This window comes from Sphingomonas kyungheensis (assembly GCF_037120395.1).
GTDB lineage: Bacteria > Pseudomonadota > Alphaproteobacteria > Sphingomonadales > Sphingomonadaceae > Sphingomonas > Sphingomonas kyungheensis.
On the sequence record NZ_JBBBDM010000001.1, the window covers coordinates 263,006 to 289,815 of the forward strand.

General features: G+C 70.4%; 28 protein-coding genes. 13 read left to right on the plus strand and 15 right to left on the minus strand.

The features are described 5' to 3' along the window. Window positions 1-2: 2 nt before the first annotated feature. Entirely contained in the window at window positions 3-497 is a 495-nt protein-coding gene (locus V8201_RS01190) for a DUF2501 domain-containing protein (protein ID WP_336544277.1), read from the plus strand. 11 nt (window positions 498-508) lie between these two features. On the opposite strand, the gene V8201_RS01195 is transcribed toward V8201_RS01190, so the two are convergent. Both V8201_RS01195 and V8201_RS01200 read right to left on the minus strand, forming a co-directional pair. Beyond that, window positions 509-1,111, minus strand: coding sequence for a hypothetical protein (locus V8201_RS01195; protein ID WP_336544278.1), 603 nt, complete (start codon window positions 1,109-1,111; stop codon window positions 509-511). A 417-nt stretch (window positions 1,112-1,528) separates the two neighbouring features. Next, window positions 1,529-2,056, minus strand: coding sequence for a hypothetical protein (locus V8201_RS01200; protein WP_271299507.1), 528 nt, complete (start codon window positions 2,054-2,056; stop codon window positions 1,529-1,531). A gap of 102 nt (window positions 2,057-2,158) precedes the next feature. Here V8201_RS01200 and V8201_RS01205 point away from each other — a divergent pair, with 102 nt between their 5' ends. Then, the gene (locus tag V8201_RS01205; protein ID WP_037531998.1) at window positions 2,159-2,536 is read left to right on the plus strand and encodes a PRC-barrel domain-containing protein; all 378 of its coding nucleotides are present in this window, start codon (window positions 2,159-2,161) and stop codon (window positions 2,534-2,536) included. On the opposite strand, the gene V8201_RS01210 is transcribed toward V8201_RS01205, so the two are convergent. The 3 genes from V8201_RS01210 to uvrB all read right to left on the minus strand — a co-directional run bounded on the left by V8201_RS01210 (window position 2,533) and on the right by uvrB (window position 5,385). After that, window positions 2,533-2,853: a HigA family addiction module antitoxin gene (locus V8201_RS01210; protein ID WP_271299505.1), complete on the minus strand. Its 321-nt coding sequence runs from the start codon at window positions 2,851-2,853 to the stop codon at window positions 2,533-2,535. The two genes, V8201_RS01205 and V8201_RS01210, sit on opposite strands and share 4 nt — an antisense overlap. Beyond that, window positions 2,825-3,106 carry a type II toxin-antitoxin system RelE/ParE family toxin gene (locus V8201_RS01215; RefSeq protein WP_336544279.1) on the minus strand — a complete coding sequence of 94 codons (282 nt, stop codon included), beginning with the start codon at window positions 3,104-3,106 and terminating at the stop codon, window positions 2,825-2,827. Before V8201_RS01215 ends, V8201_RS01210 begins: the two co-directional genes overlap by 29 nt. 83 nt (window positions 3,107-3,189) lie before the next feature. After that, entirely contained in the window at window positions 3,190-5,385 is a 2,196-nt protein-coding gene (gene uvrB / locus V8201_RS01220) for an excinuclease ABC subunit UvrB (protein ID WP_336544280.1), read from the minus strand. A 136-nt stretch (window positions 5,386-5,521) separates the two neighbouring features. On the opposite strand from uvrB, the gene V8201_RS01225 reads away from it, so the two are divergent. Next, window positions 5,522-6,358 carry a ferredoxin--NADP reductase gene (locus V8201_RS01225; protein WP_336544281.1) on the plus strand — a complete coding sequence of 279 codons (837 nt, stop codon included), beginning with the start codon at window positions 5,522-5,524 and terminating at the stop codon, window positions 6,356-6,358. A 124-nt stretch (window positions 6,359-6,482) separates the two neighbouring features. Here the strand turns inward: V8201_RS01225 and V8201_RS01230 are convergent, their stop codons facing one another. Then, entirely contained in the window at window positions 6,483-7,703 is a 1,221-nt protein-coding gene (locus tag V8201_RS01230; protein ID WP_373276451.1) for an MBL fold metallo-hydrolase, read from the minus strand. A gap of 108 nt (window positions 7,704-7,811) precedes the next feature. On the opposite strand from V8201_RS01230, the gene V8201_RS01235 reads away from it, so the two are divergent. The 5 genes from V8201_RS01235 (at window position 7,812) to V8201_RS01255 (ending at window position 12,382) form a co-directional block, all read left to right on the plus strand. Beyond that, window positions 7,812-9,383, plus strand: coding sequence for an amidase (locus V8201_RS01235; protein WP_336544283.1), 1,572 nt, complete (start codon window positions 7,812-7,814; stop codon window positions 9,381-9,383). Between the two features lie 199 nt (window positions 9,384-9,582). Continuing rightward, window positions 9,583-10,482 (plus strand): acetylglutamate kinase, encoded by a 900-nt coding sequence (gene argB / locus V8201_RS01240; protein ID WP_037532004.1) that lies wholly within the window; start codon window positions 9,583-9,585, stop codon window positions 10,480-10,482. A gap of 635 nt (window positions 10,483-11,117) precedes the next feature. Next, window positions 11,118-11,684 carry a CDP-diacylglycerol--glycerol-3-phosphate 3-phosphatidyltransferase gene (gene pgsA, locus V8201_RS01245; protein ID WP_037532006.1) on the plus strand — a complete coding sequence of 189 codons (567 nt, stop codon included), beginning with the start codon at window positions 11,118-11,120 and terminating at the stop codon, window positions 11,682-11,684. Window positions 11,685-11,687: 3 nt separating this feature from the next. Further along, a complete protein-coding gene (gene moaD / locus V8201_RS01250) occupies window positions 11,688-11,945 on the plus strand; it encodes a molybdopterin converting factor subunit 1 (RefSeq protein WP_336544284.1) in 258 nt (85 codons plus the stop codon). Beyond that, the gene (locus tag V8201_RS01255) at window positions 11,942-12,382 is read left to right on the plus strand and encodes a molybdenum cofactor biosynthesis protein MoaE (protein ID WP_336544285.1); all 441 of its coding nucleotides are present in this window, start codon (window positions 11,942-11,944) and stop codon (window positions 12,380-12,382) included. The genes moaD and V8201_RS01255 overlap by 4 nt, the downstream gene beginning before the upstream one ends. Before the next feature lie 285 nt (window positions 12,383-12,667). On the opposite strand, the gene V8201_RS01260 is transcribed toward V8201_RS01255, so the two are convergent. From V8201_RS01260 to V8201_RS01275, 4 genes are all read right to left on the minus strand, one after another. Further along, window positions 12,668-13,426, minus strand: coding sequence for a sulfite exporter TauE/SafE family protein (locus tag V8201_RS01260; RefSeq protein ID WP_037532011.1), 759 nt, complete (start codon window positions 13,424-13,426; stop codon window positions 12,668-12,670). Continuing rightward, window positions 13,419-14,603 carry a dual-specificity RNA methyltransferase RlmN gene (rlmN, locus tag V8201_RS01265; RefSeq protein WP_505572652.1) on the minus strand — a complete coding sequence of 395 codons (1,185 nt, stop codon included), beginning with the start codon at window positions 14,601-14,603 and terminating at the stop codon, window positions 13,419-13,421. Before rlmN ends, V8201_RS01260 begins: the two co-directional genes overlap by 8 nt. A gap of 167 nt (window positions 14,604-14,770) precedes the next feature. Continuing rightward, the gene (locus V8201_RS01270; protein ID WP_336544287.1) at window positions 14,771-15,238 is read right to left on the minus strand and encodes an invasion associated locus B family protein; all 468 of its coding nucleotides are present in this window, start codon (window positions 15,236-15,238) and stop codon (window positions 14,771-14,773) included. Next, complete coding sequence (locus V8201_RS01275) at window positions 15,235-15,882, minus strand: histidine phosphatase family protein (protein ID WP_336544288.1); 648 nt, start codon at window positions 15,880-15,882, stop codon at window positions 15,235-15,237. The genes V8201_RS01270 and V8201_RS01275 overlap by 4 nt, the downstream gene beginning before the upstream one ends. A 209-nt stretch (window positions 15,883-16,091) precedes the next feature. Here V8201_RS01275 and dnaN point away from each other — a divergent pair, with 209 nt between their 5' ends. Both dnaN and V8201_RS01285 read left to right on the plus strand, forming a co-directional pair. Then, window positions 16,092-17,207, plus strand: coding sequence for a DNA polymerase III subunit beta (dnaN, locus tag V8201_RS01280; RefSeq protein ID WP_037532014.1), 1,116 nt, complete (start codon window positions 16,092-16,094; stop codon window positions 17,205-17,207). Then, a complete protein-coding gene (locus V8201_RS01285) occupies window positions 17,208-18,245 on the plus strand; it encodes a lactonase family protein (RefSeq protein WP_336544289.1) in 1,038 nt (345 codons plus the stop codon). Window positions 18,246-18,720: 475 nt separating this feature from the next. On the opposite strand, the gene V8201_RS01290 is transcribed toward V8201_RS01285, so the two are convergent. Then, window positions 18,721-19,596 (minus strand): SGNH/GDSL hydrolase family protein, encoded by an 876-nt coding sequence (locus V8201_RS01290; RefSeq protein WP_373276439.1) that lies wholly within the window; start codon window positions 19,594-19,596, stop codon window positions 18,721-18,723. A gap of 106 nt (window positions 19,597-19,702) precedes the next feature. On the opposite strand from V8201_RS01290, the gene V8201_RS01295 reads away from it, so the two are divergent. Genes V8201_RS01295 through V8201_RS01305 form a run of 3 tightly spaced genes read left to right on the plus strand, consistent with a single transcriptional unit; the run spans window position 19,703 to window position 22,655 of the window. Further along, window positions 19,703-20,797: an 8-amino-7-oxononanoate synthase gene (locus V8201_RS01295; protein WP_336544290.1), complete on the plus strand. Its 1,095-nt coding sequence runs from the start codon at window positions 19,703-19,705 to the stop codon at window positions 20,795-20,797. After that, window positions 20,794-21,417, plus strand: coding sequence for a dethiobiotin synthase (bioD, locus tag V8201_RS01300; RefSeq protein ID WP_037532019.1), 624 nt, complete (start codon window positions 20,794-20,796; stop codon window positions 21,415-21,417). Before V8201_RS01295 ends, bioD begins: the two co-directional genes overlap by 4 nt. Then, a complete protein-coding gene (locus V8201_RS01305) occupies window positions 21,414-22,655 on the plus strand; it encodes an adenosylmethionine--8-amino-7-oxononanoate transaminase (protein ID WP_336544291.1) in 1,242 nt (413 codons plus the stop codon). Before bioD ends, V8201_RS01305 begins: the two co-directional genes overlap by 4 nt. A gap of 280 nt (window positions 22,656-22,935) precedes the next feature. Here the strand turns inward: V8201_RS01305 and V8201_RS01310 are convergent, their stop codons facing one another. The 4 genes from V8201_RS01310 to V8201_RS01325 form a co-directional block, all read right to left on the minus strand. Continuing rightward, on the minus strand, window positions 22,936-23,877 hold the full coding sequence (locus V8201_RS01310; protein WP_336544292.1) for a Gfo/Idh/MocA family protein: 942 nt from the start codon (window positions 23,875-23,877) through the stop codon (window positions 22,936-22,938). Next, on the minus strand, window positions 23,874-24,869 hold the full coding sequence (araD1, locus tag V8201_RS01315) for an AraD1 family protein (RefSeq protein WP_336544293.1): 996 nt from the start codon (window positions 24,867-24,869) through the stop codon (window positions 23,874-23,876). Before araD1 ends, V8201_RS01310 begins: the two co-directional genes overlap by 4 nt. Further along, on the minus strand, window positions 24,866-25,504 hold the full coding sequence (locus V8201_RS01320) for a 2-dehydro-3-deoxy-6-phosphogalactonate aldolase (protein WP_037532022.1): 639 nt from the start codon (window positions 25,502-25,504) through the stop codon (window positions 24,866-24,868). The genes araD1 and V8201_RS01320 overlap by 4 nt, the downstream gene beginning before the upstream one ends. Window positions 25,505-25,917: 413 nt before the next feature. Continuing rightward, window positions 25,918-26,808 carry a 2-dehydro-3-deoxygalactonokinase gene (locus V8201_RS01325; RefSeq protein ID WP_336544294.1) on the minus strand — a complete coding sequence of 297 codons (891 nt, stop codon included), beginning with the start codon at window positions 26,806-26,808 and terminating at the stop codon, window positions 25,918-25,920. Between the last annotated feature and the right edge of the window lie 2 nt (window positions 26,809-26,810).

A 26,810-nucleotide genomic window follows, 5' to 3' on the forward strand; every position in this document is an offset into this window, starting at 1 on the left:
TGATGAAGACGATCCTTGCCGCCGCGCTGATCCTCACGCCGACGCTGGCGGAGGCGCAGAGCGCCGATCGGGCGCGTACCGCCGCGCAGGAGCGTGATCCGGTCGGGCAGGCGTCGCCGCTCGCCGGGCTGCTCGGCCAGGGGGATATGCAGCAGTCGCCGCTCGCCGGATTGCTCGGGCAGGCGGGCGGGCTGCTCGGCGGCGGCGGCCTGCCGCAGATCGGGTCGATCGGCGCGGGCAATGCGGCGGGTCTGCTCGGCTATTGCCTCAAGAACCGGCTGCTCGGCAGCGGGGCGACCGGCGCGGGCGGTGCGGCGAGCGTGCTCGGCCGGCTCACCGGGCAGCGCGACGTGCAGCGTACGCCGGGCTATGCCGCGGGTCAGGCGGGGCGGCTCGAGAGCCCCGACGGTGATGCGCTTTCCCTCGAAGGGCTGCGCGGGCAGGTCAAGACCCAGCTCTGCAACCTCGTCCTCAAGCGCGCCAAGGCGTTCCTCTAGGAGGCTGCGCTCTATTTGCGCGTGTAGATGAGCAGAAAGGTCGGGCGGCCGTTCGACGACCCGAAACTCGTCATGCGCCCGTCGAGGCCGAGCGTCGCGGCGCGGCGTGACAGGGCATCGCCCTGCAACGCCTGCATCGTGCGATTGCCGTCGGCCTCGGGCAGGCCGGGGGTCATGGTGCCGCTCACCTCGCACAGGCGGGTCGCGCAGCGGACCGCCAGCGCATTGCCGCCGCCGATCTGCGGCACGTCGGCGAGCGCGTTACGCAGCCCGGCCTCGTTGCGCGCGGCCCAGGCGGGATCGCGCGGCTCGGCGCGGAAGCGGGCGTGGAGCTGCGCGGGATCGGACCCGGCGGGCGGGATCAGCTGCGCGACCGGATCGTCGCCCGCGCCGGGATTGGGTGGGACGGCGAGCGGCGCCGGCGCGGCATGCGGCATGCGGGTGGGCAACGGCTGCGGCTGCGACGGCTGGGGCGGCGGCCCGACGCGGACGACCCGAACGCCGGTGTCCGCCGGCGGCGGCGTGACGGGGATCGCCTGACGCCGGCCGACCCACCAGACGATCATCGCCACCGCGACGACCCCGAACAGAACAGCCCAGATCCGCTTCGCCATCATCATCCCTCCGCGTGCGGCGGAGACTAGGCCGCCGCGGCGGCGACCGGAAGAGGGCGGCGTCAAAATGAGAAGAGGGTGCCGTGCGCCTCCCGGCAACACGACACCCCCCAAACATGGTCAGCGGCCGGAGAGCTCCAGCCCGGGAAACCATGAAACTCCCGTCATCCTCGTCGTGCCGTTGATTGGGGGAGGATACCCCCCGGACACGATTCAAACGGATGTCAGAAGCCAGTCCCCCGAACGAACCGAACCGAACTCACTGCTGAACCATGAGACATCGGATCACCTCCTTTCGCTTGTTGATAGCCATGTGACCGGTACCGGCCACGACGCCTATGTGCGCACAACCGGGGGCGCAAACAAGTCTTGTAATGCAGGACGAATTCCGCGAGGCTTCGCCGCTCTGCCGCCGGCTCAGCCGCGGCAATCCTCCGTCACCCGCTCGATCTCCGCCCAGGCCGGCACGACCAACGTCGCGCCGCCGCGATGCTCGATGACGAAACGGCCGCGGCTGAAGCCCATCGCATCGAGCAGGCCGTCGTCGGCGGCGAGCGCCGCCTGTAGCGCGGGCGGATTGCCGCCGGCGGGTTGCACCGGCACGGCGCGGGTGACGCTGGTGGTGCGGACGGTGAGCGTCGTCGCCGTCGCGCCCTCGACCGACAGCAGGATGCGGCGCTGCGCGGCGTCGCAGCGCAGGGCGAGGCGGATCGCACCGCCCGGCACGCCGAATCGCGCGATGCTGCCGCGCGCGTCGCGCGCCCAGGTCCAGTCGCCGGGGGTGAGCGGCCAGTCGCGCCAGTCGTTGCCACGCGGCGGCGGCGCGCTGACCGGCGGCGCGGGAAGCGCGGCGACCGGCGACGGCGCGGGGGCGGGCGGCGGCACCGGCTGCGGGACGCAGGCGGCGGCGGCGAGCGCCAGGGCGGCGGCAAGGACAATACGCATCGCCAAGGCTTATGCGGGAAGGGCGCCGCGGCCTCAACCCGCGCGTGCGTGGAACCGCCGCGCCCGAACGTCGGTTCACCTGCGGCAAGCAAGGAGCATCCGATGTCGACCGACGCCACCACCACCGCCACCCAGTTGCTCGTCCAGGCGAACGTCGCCCATTCGCTGAAGGTGGAAAGCCGCGACGGCGATCAGGTCGGGTCGGTCTATGCGCTGATGGTGCATAAGGGGTCGGGGCGTTCCACGCACGCGGTGCTCAGCCTCGGCGGCTTCCTCGGCATGGGCAAGAGCTTCTACCCGCTGCCGTTCGAACTGCTCCAGTTCGATCCGGTCCGCGACCTCTATGTGGTGACGATCGACCGCCGTATGCTGGAGGGCGGGCCGAGCTGGGCGAACAACGCGCCGGTGTTCGACCAGGCCTATGCTGATCGCGTGGCGAGCTATTACGGGGTGAACAGCGCCAATCTCAGCGCCGGTTAAGCGGGGCGAGGGACGATCCGGTCGAGCGCACCCGCCAAGGCGCGCTTGGCCGCGACGATCGCATAGCGATCTTGCAGGCGCAGGAAGAACCCCTCGGACAGGCCGAAATATCGTGCGAGGCGGAGATCGGTTTCGGCATCGACCGACCGGCGTCCATCGATGACCGCGTGGATACGGTCGGGATCGATATCGATCGCTTCCGCAAGCTGGGCGACGCTCAGATTCTCAGGCTCGAGGAACTCGCTGAGCAGCAGGTCGCCGGCGTGCTCATTGTCCAGCCAGTCGGCTTCAGTGGTAATCGGCGATTTCGACGTCATATGCGTCTCCGTCCTTCCATAGAAAGCATACCCGCCACTGCATGTTGATGGCAATCGCATGCTGGCCGGCACGATCGCCCTGTAAAGCGTGCAGCCGGTTGCCCTTGATCTGAGCCAGTTCTTCCAGGCTTTGTGCAGAGTCGAGCAGCGTCAACCGCCGCATCGCCCGCTGCTGGATGTCCGGCGGAAGCAAGCGACTTCTGTCGCGATTCCATATGCGTTCCGTTTTCGCATCGGCAAAGCTGCGGATCATCGGCCGGATCGATCCCGCTCGCCGATGTCCGCAGTTGTCACGGTCAGGTCGCCGTCATCCCGCATGCCACCATAATAGAGGCCCTACCGCCCGCGCCGTCCCCCCATCCGCATCTTCTGCTCCTTGCCGTAGCGCGTCTTGCGCGTGCCGGGCTTGCCCTCGTTCGAGCGGCCCATGATCGGCGCCTTCTGCTCGGCGGCGGGGAGGCCGAGCTCCTCGTTCTCGAGCTGGCGGATCTCGTCGCGAAGGCGTCCGGCCTCCTCGAATTCGAGGTCGCTCGCCGCCTTGCGCATCCGCTTCTCGAGATCCTCGATATAGGCGCGCAGATTGTGGCCGACCATGTGCGGACGGTCCTCGTCGATCGGCACGGTGACCTGATCGCCCTGGCTGACGTGCGCGATGATGTCGCCGATGTTGCGGCGGATCGTCGTCGGCGTGATGCCATGTTCGAGGTTGTACGCCTCCTGCTTCTCGCGGCGGCGCGCGGTCTCGTTCATCGCGCGCTCCATGCTGCCGGTGACCCGGTCGGCGTAGAGGATGACGCGGCCGTCGACGTTGCGCGCGGCGCGGCCGATCGTCTGGATCAGCGACGTCTCGGAGCGCAGGAAGCCTTCCTTGTCGGCGTCGAGGATCGCGACCAGCCCGCATTCGGGAATGTCCAGCCCCTCGCGCAGCAGGTTGATGCCGATCAGCACGTCATAGACGCCGAGCCGGAGGTCGCGGATCAGCTCGATACGCTCCAGCGTCTCGACGTCGGAATGCATGTAGCGGACCTTGATCCCCGCCTCGTGCATATATTCGGTCAGATCCTCGGACATGCGCTTGGTCAGCGTCGTCACCAGGGTGCGATAGCCGGCGGCGGTCGTCTTGTGGCATTCCTGGATCAGGTCCTGCACCTGTTCCTCGACCGGCTTGATCTCGACCGGCGGATCGATCAGCCCGGTCGGGCGGATGACCTGTTCGGCGAAGACGCCGCCGGTCTGCTCCATCTCCCAATTGCCCGGCGTCGCCGAGACGCTGACCGTCTGCGGGCGCATCGCATCCCATTCGTTGAAGCGCAGCGGCCGGTTGTCGATGCACGAGGGCAGGCGAAAGCCATATTCGGCGAGCGTGATCTTGCGACGATGGTCGCCGCGCGCCATCGCGCCGATCTGCGGCACGGTCTGGTGGCTCTCGTCGACGAAGAGGACGGCATTCTCGGGCAGATATTCGAACAAGGTGGGGGGCGGCTCACCCGGCAGGCGGCCGGTGAGGAAGCGGCTGTAATTCTCGATCCCCGCGCAGCTGCCGGTGGCGGCGATCATCTCGAGGTCGAAATTGGTGCGCTGCTCGAGCCGCTGCGCCTCGAGCAGCTTGCCTTCCGCGACCAGCTCCTTGAGCCGTTCGGCCAGCTCGTGCTTGATCGCGTCGCCCGCCTGTTTGAGCGTCGGTCCCGGCGTGACGTAATGGCTGTTGGCATAGACGCGGACGCTGTTGAGGCTCGCCACCTTCTTGCCGGTGAGCGGGTCGAATTCGATGATGTCCTCGATATCGTCGCCGAAGAAGCTGATCCGCCAGGCACTGTCCTCGTAATGCGAGGGGAAGATTTCCAGCGTGTCGCCCTTCACGCGGAAATTGCCGCGCGCGAAGGCGGCGTCGTTGCGCTTGTACTGGAGCGCGACGAGCTTGCGGACGATCTCGCGCTGGTCGACCGTCGTGCCCTTCTTGAGATCGAAGATCATCGCCGAATAGGTTTCGACCGAGCCGATGCCGTAGAGGCACGATACCGAGGCGACGATGATGACGTCGTCGCGTTCGAGCAGCGACCGCGTCGCCGAATGGCGCATCCGGTCGATCGACTCGTTGGTCGACGATTCCTTCTCGATATAGGTGTCCGAGCGCGGCACATAGGCCTCGGGCTGATAGTAATCGTAGTAACTGACGAAATACTCGACCGCATTCTCCGGGAAGAAGCTCTTGAACTCGCCATAGAGCTGCGCGGCGAGGATCTTGTTGGGGGCGAGGATCAGCGCGGGGCGCTGCAATTCCTCGATGACCTTGGCCATGGTGAAGGTCTTGCCCGAGCCGGTGACGCCGAGCAGCACCTGATCCTTCTCGCCGGCGCGCGCGGTGGCGGTGAGCTCGGCGATCGCCGTCGGCTGGTCGCCCGACGGCGAATAGTCGCTGACCAGCTTGAACGGGCGGCTGCCTTCGGCCTTTTCGGGGCGCGACGGACGATGCGGGACGAAGCTTTCGCCGGTCTCCGGCTCGGCGAGGCTGGTGCGGATCTGGATGGCCATATCGGGAACATATATGGGGAAGCGGTCGCGCGGCGGCAATGACCAGCCGGGGCAAGCCCAAGCTTTGCTTTGGTTGACCCGGGCGGCGCGGGTTCATAATGCGATCCCTTCGCAAACTGCCCGAAGCCCGATCCGCATGACCGATGTCCGCTCGCCCGTTACCCTGCCCGAGACCAAGGCGTTCGCCAACGTCAAGGTGCTGTGGGTGCGCCATTGGAACGACCGGCTGTTCAGCTTCGCGGTCGAGCGGCCGGCGAGCTTCCGCTTCCGCTCGGGCGAGTTCGTGATGATTGGCCTGCCCGGCGCTTGGCCGGAGGAGGGGGGCGAGGGCGCGAAGCCGATCATGCGCGCCTATTCGATCGCCAGCCCGCATTATGCCGAGGAGCTGGAATTCCTGTCGATCAAGGTCGAGGACGGGCCGCTCACCTCCAAGCTCCAGCTGATCCAGCCGGGCGACGAGGTCTATATGGGCAAGAAGCCGACGGGCACGCTCGTCACCGACGCGCTGATCGGCGGCAAGCGCCTGTTCTTCTTCTCGACCGGCACCGGTCTTGCGCCGTTCCTCAGCCTGGCGCGCGATCCCGACGTCTACAGCATGTTCGATCAGGTGATCCTGGTCCATTCGGTGCGGCAGGTCAGCGACCTTGCCTATCACGACGAACTGCAGGCGCGGCTGGCCGACGATCCGCTGGTGTCGGATGAGGCGGCGACGCAATTCCACTATGTGCCGACGGTGACGCGCGAACCGTTCCGCACCACCGGGCGGATCGGCGACCTGATCGAAAGCGCGGCGCTGTTCGGTGATCCGGTACAGGGGGCCAAACGCCTCGATCCGGAGACCGACCGGATCATGCTGTGCGGCTCGATGGCGATGATCCGCGAGACGGCGGCGATGCTTGACGGGCTGGGGTTCGAGGAGGGCTCGAACGCCAAGGCCGGGACCTATGTGATCGAGCGGGCGTTCGTCGATTGAGGTGATTCGCCCCTTCCAGGGGAGGGCGCGGGTGAGGGTGCCAGGGCACTGACGCCTCTCTTTCTCGTCATCCCGGCTTTCGCCGGGATGACGAAGGGGGGCGCGCGCTCCCCCAAGACCCTTCTTACCGTAACGCCCTCACCGCGGGCGTGTCGAGGCAGCGCATCATCTCGGGCGCCGTCATCGGCGTGCCGCGCGCCGGCGGCGCATAGACCGGCACCTCGAACGGCACGCCGATCGGCTGGGCGGCGAAGCCGTCGCCGCCCGAGCAGCGCATCGCCGCCGCCAGCATCCGCGGCGGCGTGTCATAGCCTTCGTAGGACAGGCGGAACGTCCCCCAGTGGATCGGCAGCGAGCGCGCCGCGCCGAGCCGCTGGTGGATCAGCGCCGCCTCGGCGGGGCCGATGTGGCTGCCCGAGGCCATCTGGCCGGGCTGGAAGCGGAAGGCGCCGATCGGGATCATCGCGAAGCGGATCGGGCCATAGGCCGCCGCCTCGCCCGGCCACAGGCCGTCGCCGAAGCCGGTGTCGCCCGCGAAGAACAGATTGCCGCCGCGCGGCAGGCGGACGACGAAGCTCGACCAGAGCGCGCGGTTGCGGTCGCTGAACCAGCGGCTGCCCCAATGATGGTTGCGCGTGACGAAGACGCGGGCGCGGTCGCCCGGGCACCAGCCGTCGGGGTCGCAGCGCGGATCGCGGCTGGTGTCGTGCAGGCCGGTGGCGTCGATCGTCGCGCTGCCGCCCCAGTCGAGCCCGAGCGCACGCGCCCCCGCCTGACCGATGACGCTGTCGTTGCCGAGGCTGGTGACGATCGCCGGATGGTCGCGCCGCCACAGCGCGCCGAGCGCGGCGAGGTCGAGATGGTCGTAATGGTCGTGGCTGACGAGGATCAGGTCGATCCGCGGCAGGTCGACGAGCCGCACCCCCGGCGCGGCGACGCGGCGTGGGCCGAAGCCGAGCGGCCCGGCGCGCTCGGCATAGATCGGGTCGGTGAGGATGTTGAGCCCCTGCGTTTGGATCAGTACGGTGGCATGGCCGATCCAGGTCACCACCATCCGGTCGCCGTCGACGCGCGCGGCGGGGCGCGCCGGCGTCACCGCGACCTGCGCCGGCCAGCGGGGGCGGCCGTCGCTGCCGGTCAGCTGCCGCCAGAAGAAGCCGGCACGGCCGCCGGGCAGCGTCGGCGCGGGGCTGTCGCGATCCGGGTTGACGAAGCGCGCGCCGTCGAAATGGTCGGTCGGCGGCCCGCGATAATAGAGGCGATCGAGGAAGCGCGGCACGATCGTCGCGCCGAGCCCGACGACCACGACGATCAGCACCAGCAGCCCGGCGAGGGGGCGGATCAGTCGTGCCACGGCAAATCGGTCATCGTCATCCTCTTATAGCGGCCGCACGCGGGCGCTTGCGCCGCACCGTCTTCGCCCTAGCATCGCGCAAAACGGCAGGGGGGTTCCATGCGATTGATGTTTCTAGCGGTTTTACTGTCCGCGACGGCGGCACCGGCGCTCGCCAAGGGGCCGCGGGTGGAGGAAGTGCCGCTCGACCAGGTGCAGGCGATGATGACCGCCGGCAAGACGACCAGCGTCGCGATGACGCGCGCCTATCTCGACCGGATCGCCGCGCTCGATCGCAAGGGGCCGCGGCTCAATGCGGTGATCGCGCTCAATCCCGACGCCCTGGCGCAGGCCAAGCGTCTCGACGAGGAACGCCGCGCCGGCCACATCCGTGGCCCGCTGCACGGCGTGCCGGTGCTCATCAAGGACAATATCGAGACCGCCGATCCGATCCCGACCACCGCGGGCAGCCTCGCGCTCAAGGACAATGTCACCCACCGCGACGCGCCGGTGGTGGCGCGGCTGCGCGCGGCGGGGGCGGTGATCCTCGGCAAGACCAACCTCAGCGAATGGGCGAACATCCGTTCGAGCCATGCGATGAGCGGCTGGAGCGCGGTCGGCGGGCTGGTGCGCAATCCCTATGCGCTCGATCGCACGGCCTGCGGATCGTCGTCGGGATCGGGCGCGGCGGTGGCGGCGAGCTTCGCCGCGGCGGCGGTCGGCACGGAGACCGACGGATCGGTGGTCTGTCCCTCGTCGATCAACGGGCTGGTCGGGCTGAAGCCGTCGATCGGCCTGGTCAGCCGCACGCACGTCGTGCCGATCAGCCATTCGCAGGATACGCCCGGGCCGATGGCGCGCAGCGTCCGCGACGCGGCGATCCTGCTCTCGGCGATGGTCGGCGCCGATCCGGCCGATCCGGCAACGGCGGGCGCGGTGGCGCACGATTATGCCGCCGGCCTGTCGGTGAGCGCGCTGTCGGGGATACGCGTCGCGGTGCTGCGCCCGGAGGGGCTGTCGACCGAGGTGGCGGCGTCGTTCGACCGCGCGCTCGCCGTGCTCAAGGCGGCGGGCGCGGTGCTGGTGCCGGTCGAGGCGCCCAAGACCGAGGCGCTCGGCGAGGCCGAGTTCACCGTGCTCAAGACCGAGCTCAAGGCGGATCTTGACGCCTATCTGGCGACCACCCCGCCGGCGGTGACCGCGCGCACGCTCGACCAGCTGATCGCCTTCAACCGCGCGCAGGCGGCGCAGGAGATGCCGTTCTTCGCGCAGGAGACGTTCGAGGCGGCGGCGCAGACCAAGGGGCTGGGCGATCCGGCGTACAAGGCGGCGCGCGCGACCTCGCTGCGACTGGCGAGCGAGGCGATCGACGGCATGCTGCGCCGCGCCGGCGCGCGCGTGCTGGTCGAGCCGACCTATGCCGAGGCATGGCTGAGCGATCCGGTGCACGGCGACCAATATAACGGGCCGTCCTCGTCGGAGCTGCCGGCGGTGGCGGGCTATCCCAATCTCACCGTGCCGATGGGCCTCGCCAAGGGGCTGCCGGTCGGACTGTCGTTCATCGCCACCAAGGGCGACGATGCGACGGTGCTGGGCGCGGGCTATGCCTATGAGCAGCGGGCGCGGGCGCGGGTGGCGCCGCGCTATCTCGCGCAGGCGGATGTCGGGGCGGGGCTGGAGGGCGCGCGGTAATCCTCAACGTTTCGCTCCTGCCCTCACCCTCCCACCGCCTTCGGCGACCCCTCCCTCTCCCGTCGGGAGAGGGAGGGGTCGCGTAGCGACCGATGGGTGAGGGCGGGGCGGGGGAGTCGTTTTAGCCGCCCGGTCATGAATGCGCGTCTATCCCCACAGCACCTTCACCGCGTGACCATCCGCGGCTAAAGGCGCGCGGATGACCGACTCGATCGCCACCGCCGCGCTGCTCGCCAAGGCCGAAACGCTCACCGACGCGCTGCCCTATCTGCAGCGCTATGCGGGCAAGACCTTCGTGGTGAAATATGGCGGCCATGCGATGGGCGATCCGGAGCTGGCGCGCGACTTCGCCGAGGATGTCGTGCTGCTCAAGGCGGTCGGCATCAACCCGGTGGTGGTGCATGGCGGCGGGCCGCAGATCGGTGCGATGCTCAAGCGGCTTGGCGTCGAATCGCGCTTCGTCGACGGGCTGCGCGTCACCGACGCGGAAACCGCACGGATCGCGGAGATGGTCCTCGCCGGTTCGATCAACAAGGAAATCGTCAACTGGATCGGCCAGGCGGGCGGCCGCGCGGTCGGCATCTCGGGCAAGGACGCCAATCTCGTCACCGCGCGCAAGGTCGGGCGCGATACGCCCGACACGTTGCAGGGGATCGAGCGGCACGTCGATCTCGGCTTCGTCGGCGAGCCGGTCGCGGTCGACCGGACGATCATCGACACGCTGTCGGCGAGCGGCATCATCCCGGTGATCGCGCCGATCGCCAGCGGCCGCGACGGCCAGACCTATAACATCAACGCCGACACGATGGCCGGCGCGATCGCCGGAGCGCTCGGCGCGGCGCGATTCTTCCTGCTGACCGATGTCGCCGGGGTGCTCGACAAGGACAAAACATTGCTCACCGACCTCGATCCGGCGAAGATCGCGGCGTTGCAGGCGGACGGGACGATCTCCGGCGGGATGATCCCCAAGGTCGAGACCTGCGTCGCCGCGGTCGGGGCCGGGGTCGACGCGGCGGTGATCCTCGACGGTCGCGTACCGCATGCGATGCTGCTGGAGATCTTCACCTCCGAGGGCGCGGGGACGATGGTGCACGCCTGAGCCATCGATCCGCGCAGGGGCGCGGAGGACGCGGGGGCGCGCAGCGTCGGTGCCTGATCGTACGGCCAGTCGGCGCAAGCTGAGGCTGCCCGCTACCTCTCCGCGTCTCCGCGTCTCCGCATGAACTCTCGTCCACGGTCCCCTGCGAGCCACGCCGGAACCGAATGCGACCCACATCCCGTTCGTGCTGAGCCTGTCGAAGCACACGCTTCCTCAAGAGCGCGGTGGGCGAGGAAGCCCGCCCTTCGACGAGCTCAGGACTAACGGACAGGGGAAAGGCGGGAAGCCAAGCTGCGGGCGAAATCCCGTCCGTCGGCGCTGCGACAAACCGCGCGTGCGGAACCGTCAAGCCCGAAGGCTTCGGTTCGCGCGGAGGCGCGGAGGAGCGGAGAGGCGGAGAGGTGGCTCTCCGTGCACGACGAGACATCGCAGGGCCAGCAAGTGACGAATGCGGCCGCCGCACCCGCAACTCCTCTGCGTCCTCCGCGCCTCCGCGTGACCCGGATCCGCGCCTTCCCCGAAGCGCGCCCGGCCGCGGACAAAAGCAGCCGTTTACCCGTGGCGAGCGCGTCGATCCGGCACAGTGCTTTCCGCAGGGGTTCCGCCCGCTGCCGCGGCGGAGTAGGAGGGCGACGATGCTGACCTTGCCCAACCTCCTGACGTTGTCGCGGATCGTCGCGGTGCCGCTGCTCGTCGCGTTGCTCTGGTGGCCGCGCTGGGAGGCGGGGTTCGGCATCGCCTTCGCGCTCTACTGCCTGATGGGCATCACCGATTATTTCGACGGCTATCTGGCGCGCGCGCAGGGCGCGGTGTCGAAGCTCGGCGTCTTCCTCGATCCGATCGCCGACAAGATCATGGTCGCCGCGGTGATCCTGATGCTGGTCGGCACGCGGCACGACGACCGCGCGCTGATCACCGGCGTGCATCTGATCGCCGCGCTGATCATCCTGCTGCGCGAGATCGCGGTGTCGGGCTTGCGCGAATTCCTTGCCGGCTTGCAGGTGTCGCTGCCGGTTTCGAAGCTCGCCAAATGGAAGACGACGCTGCAACTCGTCGCCTTCGGCGCGCTGATCCTCGCCGGCGCGCTGCCGGCGCAGGGCTGGATCAAGGCGACCGGACTCGGCTGCCTGTGGGCGGCGGCGGCGCTGACGCTGGTGACGGGCTGGGATTACCTGCGCGTCGGCCTCAAGCATATGGACTGAGCGATGCGCCTCGATCTCCTCTATTTCGCCTGGGTGCGCGAGCGGATGGGCCGCGCGCACGAGACGGTCGAGCTGCCCGCCGGGGTCACCGACGTCGCCGGCCTGATCGACTGGCTGGCGGCGCGCGACGAGGCCGGCGCGGCGGCGCTGGCGGATCGCGGCCGGCTGCGTGCCGCGGTCGATCAGGCGTTCGTCGCCACCGACGCCTCGATCGTCGGCGCACGCGAGGTCGCGCTGTTCCCGCCGGTGACCGGGGGATGATCCGCATCCGCGTCACTCCCGAAGCGATCGACATCGCGGCCGAAATGGCACTCGCCGAAGCGACGGCGGGCGCCGGCGCGGTGGCGACCTTCACCGGACTGGTCCGTGCCGACGACGGTGTCGGCACGCTCGAACTCGAACATTATCCGAGGGCGACCGAGGCGGCGCTCGAACGCGTCGCGGCGCAGGCGGTGGCGCGCTGGTCGCTCGGCGCGGCGACGATCGTCCACCGCGTCGGGACGATGGCGCCGGGCGCGCGCATCGTCTTCGTCGCCGCCGCCGCCCCGCATCGCGCCGCCGCGCTCGACGCCTGCGCCTATCTCATCGACCGGCTCAAGACCGACGCCCCCTTCTGGAAACGCGAAACCCGCGACGGCGAGGCACGCTGGGTCGAGGCGCGGGAGACGGATGACGCGGCAGCCTCGCGCTGGGAGTGAGTGGCGGTCGCCTTCGCGCGCGGCGGTGGTGGCTCTGCGGAGAGAATTTCGCGCAGTGGCGCAGTGGCGCGGCAAGGTGACGCGCGGGTCAGCCTCATACCTCTCAAGATAGCCACCATACCGCCTCGCTGACCCGGCACCCTCCGCGCCTCCGCGCGAACGAAAGCCGCCGGCGCGACAAGTCGACTCGCATCATTCTCTCAGCGCCTGGGACGATGGCGCCGGCTGATCGGCCCCTAGCCCCTCCTCCGTCAGCCCCGAGCGTGTCGAGGCACGTACGGCACATCAGCCGTAGGCGCGCCAGAAGAAGACCGCGGTCGTCGCGACCGTCACCAGCAGCGTCCAGCCGCGGATCACGCCCGGCGGCAGGCGGCGGCCGACGAGGGCGCCGAGATAGCCGCCGGCGATCGAGCCGATCATCATGGGCAGGCAGAGGGTCCATGCGACCATGCCGCTGGCGATGAAGACGATCGTCGCCGCGCTGTTGGCAACCGCGAGCATCAGCGTGCGCGGCGCGGCGAGCGCGGCGGGGCTGTCGCCGGTGAGCAATCCCCACATGGCGGTGAGCATCATGCCGACGCCGCCGCCGAAATAGCCGCCATAGATGCCGAGCAGCGCCTGCCCGGCGACGAGGCTGCGCGGCCCCGCGGCGAAGCGGGTGCTCAGCCAGTCGGAGGCATGGCGGCCGAGCGCGATCGCGATCGTCGCGGCGAGCAGCAGCCACGGCACGATGACGTCGAAGGCGCGCGCCGGCGTCCAGGCGAGCAGCAGGCTGCCGGCGAGGCCGCCGGCGAAGGTGATCGCGGACAGCGTGCGGATGCCGACCCCGCCGAGCGGCGCGAGCCCGCCGCGATAGGCCCAGGCGCTCGCCATCGCGCCGGGCTGGACGGCGACGTTGCTGGTCGCATTGGCAATCGTCGAGGGCAGGCCGAGCGCGATCAGCGTCGGCATCGTCGCGAACGAGCCGCCCCCGGCGAGCGCGTTCATCGCGCCGCCGACCATTCCTGCGCCCGCCGCGAAGGCGAGCGTCGCCGGATCAGCCAAGCGCGGCCATCTTCTCGTCGGCCTCGCGGTCGAGCTGCGCGCGGCTCTTCTTCTCGGCCGCGGTCTTGAGCTGGCCGCAGGCGGCGTCGATATCGCGGCCGCGCGGGGTGCGCACCGGTGCGGAGATGCCGCCCTGGAAGACGATGTCGCTGAACCGCCGCACCCGCTCCGGCGTCGACGTGTCATAGGGCGCGCCGGGCCAGGGGTTGAACGGGATCAGATTAACCTTGGCGGGCAGGTCGTATTTGCGCAGCAGCCGGACGAGCTCGTGCGCCTCGGCATCCGAATCATTCTTGTCCTTAAGCATGACATATTCGAACGTGATGCGGCGGGCGTTGTTGGTGCCGGGATAATCGGCGCAGGCCTGCAACAGCTCCTCGATGCCGTATTTCTTGTTGAGCGGCACGATCTCGTCGCGCACCTCCTTGGTCACCGCGTGCAGCGACACGGCGAGGTTGACGCCGATCTCCGCGCCGGCGCGCGCCATCATCGGCACGACGCCGCTGGTGCTGAGCGTGATGCGGCGCTTGGAGAGGGCGAGGCCGTCGCCATCCATCACCAGCTTGAGCGCGTCGCGCACCGCGTCGAAATTGTAGAGCGGCTCGCCCATGCCCATCATCACGATATTGGTGAGCATCCGCCCTTCGGGCTGGCTCGGCCATTCGCCGAGCGCGTCGCGCGCGAGCATCACCTGGCCGACGATCTCGCCCGCGGTGAGGTTGCGGACGAGGCGCATCGTGCCGGTGTGGCAGAAGCGGCAGTTGAGCGTGCAGCCGACCTGGCTCGACACGCAGAGCGTGCCGCGATCGGCGTCGGGGATGAACACCGCCTCGTAATCCTGCCCGTCGGGCGAGCGCAGCAGCCATTTGCGCGTCCCGTCGGTCGACACCTGCGCCTCGACCACCTCCGGCCGGCCGATGACGAAGCGCTGCTCCAGCCACGGATGCATCGTCTTGGAAATGTCGGTCATCGCCGAAAATTCGGTGACGCCGCGATTGTAGAGCCAGTGCCAGATCTGCTTGCCGCGCAGCTTCGCCTGTCGCGGCTCCATGCCGGCATCGAGCAGCGTCTGGCGCAATGCGTCCTTGCCGAGGCCGATCAGGTCGATCCGCCCGTCCTCGCGGAAGGTCGGCGCGCGCGGCACGGGCACGGGATCGATATGGCCCGGAATGGGCATCGGAGGAGCAACGCTGTCGAGCATCGCCGGCATATAGGCGAAAACGGTGCGATTTGCCATGGTGTCGGATAAGCGCGCGTGATCCTGCGCCAGCCGAAGCGGAGGGCCCGGCGGAGCACCGTCGGACGGCGTGTGGAACCCTGCGCTCCTGCCGGCGCAGGAACGCCTCACCGCCCCGCGCAGGCCAGCGCCGCCGCGTCGATCGCGGTGGCGGCGCCGGCGAGGCGGTAGACGTCGGCGAAGGGGCGGCCGCCGGTGGCGACGGCTTCGATGCTCATGCTGCGGCCGGAACGCAGCGCGGCGAGGATGGCGCGGTCGCTGGGGCCGTCGGTCGCCCAGGCGTCGCGGTCGGTGGCGGCGAGGTCGAAGCGGCGCTCGCCGACGCTCAGCGTCACCCGCGCGGCGCGGTCGCGCGGGCGCGACAGGCGGATGTGCAGCGAGTTGCGCAGGCCGCGGCCCGGCCAAGTGGCGATGCTCGCCCAGCCGCCGGTGCGGCCTCCCGCCGCGACCGGGCGCGCGATCGCATAGCAGCGCGCCGGCGTGGCGTCGCGGAACGCGCCCCAGCCCTGATAGACGCCGATCGTCTCGCGCCCGGCGGGGGTGGCGGCAACCAAGACGGCGAGCAGCAGGCTCATGCGGGGGCGTGGCCGGTGCCGCGATGCGCGATCGTCTCGACCCCGGCGGCGATGCAGGCGAGCGATCCCTGCGGCAGGCCGGCGGCGATCGGCGCGCCCCAGTCGGGATGCGGCGGCAGCCCGGTCATCACCCCGCGCAGCACGCGGCTGCTGATGCCGTGCGAGATCACCAGCCGGTCGCCCGGATCGCCCGCGGTGTCGACGAGCCAGCCGGTGACGCGCGCGGCGATCTGCCGGTAATCCTCGCCGTCGGGGGCGGGGCGGAGCAGGCCGTCGGCGGTGACGATCGGGCCGACCGCGCCGGCCAGCTCCGCATAGCCGCGCCCGCCCCAGCTGCCCATGCCGATCTCGCCGAGCCGCGCATCGAGGCGGGCGCCATGCCAGTCGAGGTCGAGCAGCTCGGCGATCACCGCCAGCGTCTGCAAGGCGCGGCCGGTCGGCGAGGCCCACAGGGTCAGCGCCGGCCGCACGCCGAGCCGCTCGCGCAAGGCGCACCCGATCGCCTCGGCCTGCGCGAAGCCGGCGCGGGTGAGCGGCGTGTGCGCCGCGTCGCCCTGCAACCGCGCGGCGGCGTTGAACACGGTTTCGCCGTGGCGGGCGATGAAATCACGGCCGCGGCGCGCAATCGGGGCGGGGAGGGTCATGCCGCGGGTGTCGGAGGGCGACAGGGCAAAAGCAACGGCTTTCGCATTTTCCCGCGCATCGCCGCGCTCCACCCGCGCTAACGCCACGTTAACTGGAATCGCCCGAGGGGTCGGCACGCTTGCTCCTACCCCTTTTTCATGGGTAGGACGGAGTGGAACACGCCCCGGACTCGGGGAATACCCGTTAGCGGGGGCAGGGGTTAGGATTCATGAAGGCGACGATCGAACGCGCAACGCTGCTCAAGGGGCTGAGCCATGTCCAGTCGGTGGTGGAGCGGCGCAATACCATTCCGATCCTGTCGAACGTGCTGCTCGAGGCGACCGCCGAGGGCCAGCTGCGGATGATGGCGACCGACCTCGACCTCCAGATCAACGAATCGGTGATGGCCGCGGTCGACCAGCCGGGATCGACGACGGTGTCGGCGCACACGCTGTTCGACATCGCGCGCAAGCTGCCCGACGGCAGCCAGGTGCAGCTCGCCGCGTCGGAAGGGCGGATGTCGATCGTCGCGGGGCGCGCGCGCTTCAGCCTCGGCACGCTGCCGCGCGACGACTTTCCGGTGATCGCCGAGGGCGAGCTGCCGACGCAGTTCGAGATTCCGGCGGAGACGCTCAAGCAGATCATCGACAAGACGCGCTTCGCCATCTCGACCGAAGAGACGCGCTATTATCTCAACGGCATCTTCCTGCACGTCCAGGACGATGCGGCCGAGCCGACGCTCAAGGCGGCGGCGACCGACGGCCATCGCCTCGCCCGCGTGACGCTGCCGCGGCCCGAGGGCGCGGCGGGGATGCCCGACGTGATCGTGCCGCGCAAATGCGTTGCCGAGCTGCGCAAGCTGCTCGACGAGGTCGACGGCTCGGTCGGCGTGTCGCTATCGGGGACCAAGATCCGCTTCGACTTGGGGCAGGCGATCCTCACCTCCAAGCTGATCGACGGCACCTTCCCCGATTATTCGCGCGTCATCCCGACCGCGAACGACAAGATCCTCAAGCTCGATCCGCGCAGCTTCGAAGAAGGCGTCGATCGCGTCTCGACGATCGCCACCGAAAAGACCCGCGCGGTCAAGATGGCGCTCGACCGCGACAAGATCACGCTGTCGGTGACCAGCCCGGAAAACGGCACCGCGGCGGAGGAAGTGCCCGGCGAATATGTCTCGCTGCCGTTCGAGATCGGCTTCAACAGCCGTTATCTGCTCGACATCCTGGGCCAGATCGACGGCGACGTGGTCGAGGTGCACCTCAACGACGCGGCGGCGCCGACGCTGATCCGCGAGAATGACAAGGCACCGGCGCTGTACGTGCTGATGCCGATGCGCGTCTGAATGACGCTCGACCGGCGCGCCCTGCTCGCCGGCATCGGTGCGAGCGTCGCCTTGCCCGCCGCCGCCGCGCCGCCGCGTGAGGGCGTCGCGGCGTCGTCGGACGGCGGCGCCTTCGCGCTCGGCGCGGCGGGCGGGGTGCGGCGGCTGGCGCTGCCGGACGGGCTCGAATGGACGGTGCCGGACGGCACGGGGCGGCTCGCGGTCTTTTCCGGCAAGGCGGGCGGGCGGCTGATCGGCTTCGACGCCGGCTGGCGGTCGCGCGGCGCGGCGGCGACCGGCGGCCACGAGCCCGTCCATCTCGCGATCGCGCCCGATCGCTCGGTTGCCGCGGTGGCGGATTACAGCGGCGGGACGGTGTCGGTGCATCGGCTGCGCGACGGCGTGCCGGGAGCGGCGCAGATCGTCCGGCATCACGGCCGCGGACCCAATGCCGCGCGACAGGCGGAGCCGCATCCGCATTGGGTCGGCTTCGGCGGCGGCGGGCGCTGGCTCTATGCGGTCGACCTCGGCGCGGATGCGGTGTTCGCGCATCGCATCGTCGGCGGGCGGGTGGTCGATACGATGGTCGCATGGCAGGCGCCGCCGGGATCGGGGCCGCGGCATATCGCCTGGCACCCCGACGGGCGGCTCGCCTATCTGGTCAGCGAACTCGACAGCCGGCTGACGACGCTGCGGATCGAGGCGGACGGCCGGTTCACCACGATCGGCGCGCAGCCGACGCTGCCGGCGGGGCGGGAGGGCTATGTCGGCCATGTCGCGGTCGATGCGGCGGGCAAGCGGCTCTATGCCTCCAACCGCGGGCCGAATACGATCGCGGTGTTCGCGCTCGACGATCCGCTGCGACCGCGGCTGATCGAACAGGCGCCGTGCGGCGGCGACTGGCCGCGCTTCTTCCTGCTGCGGCCCGAGGCGGGTGAGATGCTCGTCGCCAACGAGCGCAGCCCGGCGATGGCGGTGCTGCCGCTGCTGCGCGACGGGCGGCTCGGCGCGGCGCGGGCGGGACCGGCGGTGCCGAAAGCGCGGTTCGCGGCCTGGTAGCTGGGCGAGGCGGTTTGTGCGCGCAGAGGCGCGGAGGGCGCGCAGGTGCTCCCGATCCTCGCCGGTATGCCTCGATCGATTTCCTGCGAGGACGCGAAGACGCCAAGGGCGCGCGGTGGAGAGCACGGACCGCACCGGCGGCGAGGCAGGACGTCCTCGCGTCGTCGCGTGAACCCGTTCAGGCTTCCGGATCATCGGACCGACGGCCGCATACGTCGCTGCTCCGCGCCTCCGCGCCGGCACGCCTCGATGGAGATTTCACGCAAAGACGCGAAGACGCGAAGAGGGTGCGGCTGGGGCTGGCGTGTTCCTCTTATCTTGCCGGTAGAAAGCGTGGGCCGCGCCGGCGGCGGGGCGGGACATCTTCGCGTCTTCGCGTGAACTCACCTAGGCTCCGCCGGGAGATAAGCACGGAGCAGCGGCATAGCCGCCTCTCTGCGTCCTCCGCGCCTCTGCGCGAATACCCGAGATGACCTCAGCCGCGTTCGAGTTGCTCGCGGGCGACGAGTTGCAGCGAGGCGGCGAGGTCGGGGGAGAGGCCGAGTTCGTCGGCGGCGCGCTCGGTACGGCCGAGGGTGCGCGGATCGACGCCGGTGACGCGCCCGAAGACGAGCAGGGCTTCGAGATAATAGCCCGCGGCGCTGGCGTGATATTGATCGTAGGTCCAGAAATTGGCCTGGCCGTAGCTGACCCCGTCATAAGGATTGGGATCGGCGATGCCGGCGGCGAAGGCGCGCAGCCACGCCTGGCCAACCGGGATGATGCCGCTCACCGCGGGATGCGTGCGGCGGGCGCGGTCGGCGGCGGCGCGCAGATCGTCGGCCATGGCGGCGATGCCGCGGCCGTACCAGTGGCCGCCGGGCAGATAGGTCTGATCGGCGCGGCTCCACGTCGCCATCAGATTGACCCGCACCGCCGGATTGCGCGCGCGGAACAGATCGGTGAGCGCGCCGACGCTGCGGATGTAGCGCGCCGGATCGCCCGGCCGCTCGCGATCGAGCGTGCTATATTCCTGCAAGACGACGACGTCCCAGGCGCGGTCGAACAGATGCCGGCGCTGGTCGTAATGGAAGGCGAGGCTCTGCCCGCCCTGCGTCTCGAGGCTGACTGCGTAGCGCAACCCGGCCTCCTCGGTGAATTCCTTGAACAGCGCCGGCACGCCGCCATAGCCCGCGCCGTTGAGATCGGTGACGGTGCCGGCATGCCAGTTGCGCACCGGGGAATGTTCGCCCTGGGTGAAGCTGTTGCCGATGAACAGGATGGTGCGCGGCAGCGTGACCGGCTGGGCCGCCGCCACGGTCGGCACGAACAGCGCCATCGCCCCTGCCACGATCATCGCCCGTATCGTCATCATCCCCCCGCCTTCGCCGCGTAGCGCGTCGTCTCTACCGGAGGCGGCGGGGCGATGACCAGCGCGGGATGATGGCGTGTCGCGGTTCATCGGCTAAAGGGCGGGGATGCTGCAATTCTACCGCGACGATCTGGCTAGGCTGGCGGGCGCCGACCGGCTGCGGCGGCTGGTGCCGCGCGCCGGCGCCGATTTCACCTCGAACGATTATCTCGGCCTCGGCGACTCGGCGCGGCTGCGTGCGGCGGTGGCGGCGGCGCTGGATCGCGGCGTCGGGATCGGTTCGGGCGGGTCGCGCCTGCTGCGCGGCAACGATCCCGAACATGAGGCGCTGGAGGCGGAGGCGGCGGCCTATTTCGGCAGCGAGGCGGCGCTGTTCCTCGCCAATGGCTATGCCGCCAATGTCGCGGCGCTGGCGACGCTGCCGCAGCCGGGCGATCTGGTGATCCACGACACGCTGATCCACGCGAGCGCGCACGACGGCATGCGCCTCGGCCGCGCGCCGCGGGTGGCGGCGGCGCATAACGATGTCGCGGCGTTCGAGGCGGCGATCCGCGACTGGCGGCGCGGCGGCGGGACGGGCACGCCGTGGATCGTCGTCGAGAGCCTCTACGGCATGGATGGCGACCGCGCGCCGCTCGCCGATCTCGTCGCGCTCGCCGACCGACATCAGGCTATGCTGATGATCGACGAGGCGCATGCGACGGGCGTGTTCGGCGACGGCGGGCGCGGGCTGGCGGCGGCGCTGCACGGGCGCGAGAACGTCGTCACGCTGCACACCTGCGGCAAGGCGCTCGGCGCGGAGGGCGGGCTGTTGTGCGTGCCGCGGCTGCTGCGCGACCATCTGGTCAACCGCGCGCGCGGCTTCATCTTCTCGACCGCGCCGTCGCCGCTGATCGCGGTGGCGGTGCGCGAGGCGCTGCGCATCCTCGCCGACGAGCCCGAGCGGCAGGCGCGGCTCTGGGCGCGGATCGGCGTGGCGGAGGCGGCGCTGGGCCGGGCGACGGGATCGCAGATCCTCCCCGTCCTCGTCGGGGCGGACGGCGCGGCGGTGGCGCTCGCCGCGCGCTGTCAGGCGGCGGGCTATGACGTGCGCGCGATCCGGCCGCCGACGGTGCCGGCGGGGACGGCGCGGCTGCGCATCTCGATCACCTGCCACGTCGATGACGCGGCGATTCACGGACTGGCGGAGCTGTTGCGATGACGCGGACGATCGTAGTGACGGGCACCGATACCGACATCGGCAAGACGGTGTTCGCCGCCGGCCTCGCCGCGGCGCTCGGGGCGACCTATTGGAAGCCGGTGCAGGCGGGGTTCGATCCCGCCGGCGACGGCGATGGCGACGTGGTGCGGCGGCTCGGCGTGACGCGGGTGCTGCCCGAGGCCTATCGGCTGGCGACGCCCTGTTCGCCCCATCGCGCCGCGGCGATCGACGGGGTGACGATCGATCCGGCGCGGCTCGCGCTGCCCTCGGTCGACGGTACGCTGGTGGTCGAGGGCGCGGGCGGCGTGCTGGTGCCGCTCGCCGGCGACCGGCTCTACGCCGACCAATTCGCGGCGTGGCAGGCGCCGGTGGTGCTGGTCGCGCGGACCGCGCTCGGCACGATCAACCACAGCCTGCTCAGCATCGAGGCGTTGCGCCACCGCGGCGTGCCGATCCTCGGCATCGCCTTCGTCGGCGAGCCGGAGGAGGATAGCGAGGCGACGATCGCGGCGATCGGCCGGGTCAGGCGGCTCGGCCGGCTCGGTCGGGTCGCGCCGCTCGACGCCGCCACGCTGGCGCAGGCCTTCGCGGCCGGGTTCAGACCCGAGGATTTCGCATGACTTCGCCGATCTGGCATCCCTTCACCCAGCATGGGCTCGGCGAGCCGATCCCGACCGTGGTGCGCAGCGAGGGCGCGGCGCTGTACACCCGCGACGGGCGGCGGATCGTCGATGCGATCTCGAGCTGGTGGGTGACGACGCACGGCCATCGCGAGCCGCGGATCATGGCGGCGATCGCCGCGCAGGCGGAGCGGCTCGACCAGATCATCTTCGCCGGCTGGAGCCACGAGCCGGCCGAGGCGGTGGCGGCGGGGCTGCTGCGGCTGATGCCGCCGGCGCTGACGCGGGTGTTCTTCTCCGATTCGGGATCGACCGCGGTCGAGGTCGCGCTCAAGATGGCGCTCGGCTATTGGCTCAACCGGGGCGAGCCGCGGCACCGCATCCTGGTGCTCGAACACGGTTATCACGGCGATACGATCGGGACGATGTCGGTCGGCGCGCGCGGCGCGTTCAACCGGGCGTACGAACCGTTGCTGTTCGACGTCGCGACCATTCCCTTTCCCGCAGCGGGGGCGGAGCAGGCGACGCTCGATGCGCTGGAGGCGGCGTGCCGCGCAGCGCCGGCGGCGCTGATCGTCGAGCCGCTGATCGTCGGCGCCGGGGGGATGCTGACCTATCCGTCGCATGTCCTCGCCGAGATGGCGGCGATCTGCGCGCGTCATGCCGTGCTGTTCATCGCCGACGAGGTGATGACCGGCTGGGGGCGGACGGGGACGCTGCTGGCGTGCGAGCAGGCGGGCGTGGTGCCCGACATCCTCTGCCTGTCGAAGGGGCTGACCGGCGGCGCGGTGCCGCTGGCGGTGACGATGGCGCGCGAGCCGATCTATCAGGCGCATTACAGCGACGATCGCGCGCGGATGTTCTTCCACTCGTCGAGCTACACCGCCAATCCGATCGCCTGCGCGGCGGCGGCGGCGAACATCGCGATCTGGGAGGAGGAGCCGGTGCTGGCGCGGGTCGCCGATCTGGCGACGCGGCAGGCGGCGCGGCTGGCGGCCTTGCCGGGCGTGCGTCATCCGCGGGCGCTGGGGACGATCGCCGCGGTCGACCTGGGTCGCGACGGGGCGGACTATCTGTCGGCGCTGGGGCCGAAGCTGCTCGCCTTCTTCCGCGACCGCGACCTGCTGCTGCGGCCGCTCGGCAATACGATCTACGTCATGCCGCCCTATTGCATCGACGATGCCGAGCTCGACGCGATCTATGCTGCGATCGGCGAGGCTGCCGAACGCTTCGCCTGACCGGCCGCGATGGCCGCCTCATCATTGCGATGGGGATCGAGTGCTCGCTCCGGAGCGCGACACCTCCGCGCCTCCGCGTGAACCCACGTCTGCTTCGTTTTCTGGGAAGAAAAGAGGGTTTACGCGAAGACGCGACGACGCGAAGGATTTTGGTTCACGCGGAGGCGCGGAGGCGCGGAGGCGCGGAGTAGAGAAGGGATCGGGCCGCGCTTGTGGCTTACCCCCTGCGCTCTGACAGGAACGCAGCACCTGCGCGTCTTCGCGTGAACCCTGATGCTCGTTATTCGATGAACGGCTCCACCGTCAGGCGTTCGCCGCGCAGGAAGGCGTCGGCGACATGGCGCAGCGGGGCGATGTCGACGTCGCTGGTGCGGGCGTGGACGATCTCGGCGAAGCGCCGGTAGAGGCCGGAATATTCGCCGTGCAGTGCGGCGCTGTGCGACGGTTCGCTGCCGTCGGGCAGGACCAGCCGCGCGCCGCCGTCGTGCAGCGTCAGCGTGCCGCGGTCGGTCTCGACGACGATGTCCCAGCTTTGCGGGCCTTCCTGCCGGAAGTCGAAATCGGCGCTGATCGCCAGCCCCAGATCGTCGGCGAAGCGCAGCCGCGCGGCGATCGGTGCGGCGCAGTTCGACGGGAAATCGAGTTCGGCGTCGGTGATGAAGAACGGCCGCGGCAGGATGCGGGTGACGATCGACAGCGCGTTGATGCCGGGATCGAACACGCCGAAGCCGCCCGCTTCGAGAATCCAGCCCTGTCCCGGATGCCAGACGCGGATGTCCTCGCGCCAGGTCACCGTGACGCTGCGGATCTCGGCATCGGCGAGAAAGGCGCGCGCCGGCTCGACGCCGGGGGCGTAGCGCGAATGCCAGCTGGCGAACAGGCTGATCCCGGCGGCGTCGGCCGCAGCGCTGAGCTGCGCCACCTCGGCGAGCGTCGCGCCGGGCGGCTTTTCGAGGAAGACGTGCCAGCCCTGTGCGATCGCGCGCGCGGCGATCGCACGGCGGACCTGCGGCGGCGTGCACAGCGCGACCGCGTCGATCTCCAGACCGCTGGCGATCAGATCGTCGATGTCGCGGAAATGCGCGACGCCGGCGACGCCTTCCCCGTTGCGGCTGACCGTCGCGGTGAGGACGATGTCGGCATCAGCGGCGATCGCGGGAACGTGCTGATCGTGCGCGATCTTGCCCATGCCGATGAGCGCGAGGCGGATCGGCCCGCTCACAGCGCGCGCACCGTGACCGGGGTGGCGCCGGCGTCGGCGATGGCGAGCGGGTTGCGCAGCGGCAGCGTGAACGGCGCCGCCTCGATCGCGAAGACGTCGCCCGCCTGCGTCTGCACGCCGTCGGCGCAGGACAAGGTCGCGGTGCCGAAGAAATGGACGTGGATGTCGCCGGGGCGGCGGAAGGCGGCGTATTTGAAATGATGATGTTCGAGGTTGGCGAGCGTGTGCGACATGTTCGCCTCGCCGGTGAGGAAGGGCTTCTCCCACAGGGTCTCGCCGTCGCGCTCGATGCGGCTGGTGCCGCGGATGTCGGCGGGCGGTTCGCCGAGCAGCAACTCGGCCCCGAGCGCGGCGACGCGCAGCTTGCTGTGCGCGAGCCACAAATAATTGTGCCGCTCGGTGACGTGATCGCTGAATTCGTTGGCGAGCGCGATGCCGAGGCGGAAGGGCGTGCCGTCGTCGCCGATCAGATAGATGCCGGCAAGCTCGGGCTCCTCGCCGCCGTCCTGCGCGAAGGCGGGCGAGGTGAGCGGCGCACCGGGGGCGATCAGCGACTGGCCGTCGCCCTTGTAGAACCACTCCGGCTGCGCGCCGACCGCGCCGGCGGCGGGGCGACCGCCGTCCATGCCTTCGAGGAACAGCCGCATCGAATCGGTCTGCGTGCCGGTGGCGGCGGCCTTGTGCATCGCGTCGCGTCCGGCGGCGGAGCCGAGATGGGTGAGGCCGGTGCCGGCGAGCATCAGCCGCGCGTTGTCGTCGTGATCGATCGCGGGCAGCAAGGTGCCGTCGGCGAGCGCGGCGGCGAGATCGACCGTCTCGTCCGAACGGCGCGCGCGCGCCGCCTCGGCGAGCGTCACGCCCTCGGCGATGGCGAGCGCGGCGAGCTCGCGGGTGGTGGCGACGCCGGAGACGACATGCGCGGCCGCCTCGGCGAAGAGGACACGGCGGCTGCCGTCGGGCAGGCGTTGCTGGAGCAGGCGGGCAAAGGTCATGCGAGTTCCTTGGCGGCGGTGACGAACGCCGCGGCATCGCGCGCGACGTCGGCGACGGACTTGCCGGCGCGATAGAGGTTGGAGCCGAGACCGAAGCCGTCGGCACCGGCGGCGCGCCACGGCGCCATGGTGTCGGGCGCAATACCGCCGACCGCGAGCACGCGCGTCGTCTTGGGCAGCACCGCGCGCTGCGCCTTGAGGAAGCCGGGACCGGCACCGTCGGCGGGGAAGAGCTTGAGCGCATGCGCCCCGGCGGCGAGCGCGGCGAACCCCTCGCTCGGCGTGTAATAGCCGGGCAGCGAGACGAGCCCGCGCGCGACCGAGGCGCGGATCACCTCGGTATCGGTATTGGGCGAGATGATCAGCTCGCCGCCCGCCTGCGCGACATCGGCGACCGCCTGCGGGGTCAGCACCGTGCCCGCGCCGACCATCGCCCGGCCGGCATAGCGTTTCGCCATGGCGGCGATGCTGACCAGCGGATCGGGCGAGTTGAGCGGCACTTCGAGCAGGGTGAAGCCGGCATCGACCAGGGCGTCACCGACGCCTTCGCATTCGGCCGGGGTGAGGCCGCGCAGGATCGCGACCAGCGGACAGGCGGCAAAGGCCGCGGCAAACCGCGCGGCGGGATCGGTCATCGACGATGCTCCTGATGGGGAAGGGGGGGCGGGCTGAGGCAGGGAGCCGGGACAACCGACGGTTTCAGGGCTCCCGCGGAGGCGGGAGCCCAGTGTTCTTTCTACCGCAAACCGTTGCTCTGCTTGGCCACTGGATTCCCGCCTGCGCGGGAATACTGGGTCGTGGCGACCGGAGGGACTTCTCCGAGCTGCCCGCTCGCGCGGGACCGTTGCGAAACACGTTCCGTCAGGCCGGGCGTGTGCCGGCATCCACGGTTCAACACGAGCAGAAGTCGTTGAATTTGCGAAACGGTGAACCTCGGAGCACACGCGGGGTAACGGCCCATTTCGGGCGCGGTCAAGACTGTTGCACAGGTCCTGCCCGCGCGGGGATACCGGCTCTGTCGCGACGATAGGCGAAGAGCGCACGCCGTTCACGCCAGCATCCCGCGCAGCCGGTGAACGCCGCCGAGGAAGCCCGCGGTGGCGTCGATCGCGACGACGGTGCCGTCGAGCGTCTCGATCGCCACCTTGTAGAGATCGGCGAGCGCGCCCTCCGCGAGCAGGTGGACGGTGCGGCCGGCGACGGCGCGTGCGCCGACGTCCGATCCGATCAGGACGCCGCTCGCATAGGCCGCGGCCTCCTCGCTCGCGCGGCGGCCGAGCAATACGCTCGCGCGCACCTCGAACAAGGCGGTGCCGAGGTCGCAGGCGCCGGCGCCGCGGGCGAGGCCGTCGCGGAAGGCGGTGCCGTCGACCACCGCGCCGTCGAGCATGCCGGCGAGAATGCCGTGTCCCTTGAGCAGCGAGAACAATTCACCGGTCATCACCGTCGCGACATCGACGATGCGGGCGTCGGCGGTGGTGATCCATTTGTTGTGCGTGCCGGGCTGGCAGAAGAGCGCATCGGCGGGGGCGAGACCCGCGGCGATCGCGCCGAGCACCTGGATCTCCTCGCCGCGCATCACGTCGGCCCGCCGCTCGGTGAGCACCGACACGCCGGGGACGATCGTCATCCGCGCCTCCGGCAGGCGCAGCGCGGCCGCCGCGAGATCGGCAAGGCCGCAGGGGGCGGGGACGTAGGGCGCCTCCCGCCAGCCGCGGGTCGATCCGATCATCCCCGCCGCGATCACCGGCAGGTCGCCGAGCCGCTCGCGCAGCGCGGCGAGCGCGGGCGGATAGTCGTCCGCCGCCATCGTCAGCACGCCGCGATCGTCGCGCAGCGCGTCGCCGACGCGGCCGTCCGCGTCGAGCCGATAGGCGCGGCGGTTGGTGGTGCCCCAATCGACGGCGATGACGCCGCCGGGGCCGGATGTCGCAGTCACCG